Here is a 667-nt window from a genome sequence, read left to right on the forward strand (position 1 = left end):
CCATTTTGGGCGGCCAGGCTGGTGGAAACGGCCACGACCAGCGGTACCGCCAGCCCCAGTGCATGCGGGCAGGCGATCACCATCACCGTAACGGTTCGCTCCAAGGCGAATACAAAATCTTCAGTAGTAAAGAAGGTCCACGCAAAGAAGGTAAGCGCACCGGCACCTAACGCAATGATGGTCAACCAAAATGCGGCGCGATTTGCCAAGTCCTGTGTTCGGGACTTGCTTTCTTGTGCCTGTCGAACAAGGTCAATGACCTGGGAGAGAAAGGAGTCTTCACCCGTCCGGTTAACTTCAATAGTCAGCGATCCCTCTCCATTGATGGATCCCCCGATTACTTCATCGTCTTTTTGTTTGGACACGGGCTTTGATTCTCCCGTCATCAGTGATTCATTAACCGAAGACTTGCCGTCAATTACTAGTCCGTCAGCCGGAATCTTTTCCCCGGGTTTGACCAGCACTTTATATCCTTTTTGCAACTCTTCAAGTGGTACATCTTTCGTCGATCCGTCTTCCTGAACAACGTGAGCCTCAGACGGCATCAGTTTGGCCAGCTCTTCCAGAGCACGGGAGGCGCTCATCACCGATTTCATCTCGATGTAATGGCCGATCAGCATGATATCCACCAGCGTGGCCAGCTCCCAGAAGAAAACTTGTCCTTCTA

1 protein-coding gene is annotated in these 667 nt (G+C 52.0%); it reads right to left on the reverse strand.

Features of this window, described 5'->3' with window-relative positions:
• On the reverse strand, window positions 1-667 hold a 667-nt coding region (locus ACG2F4_RS19375), incomplete at both ends, for an HAD-IC family P-type ATPase (RefSeq protein WP_395262593.1).

This window comes from Halalkalibaculum sp. DA3122 (assembly GCF_043951865.1).
Classification (GTDB): Bacteria; Bacteroidota; Rhodothermia; order Balneolales; family Balneolaceae; genus JAMQKA01.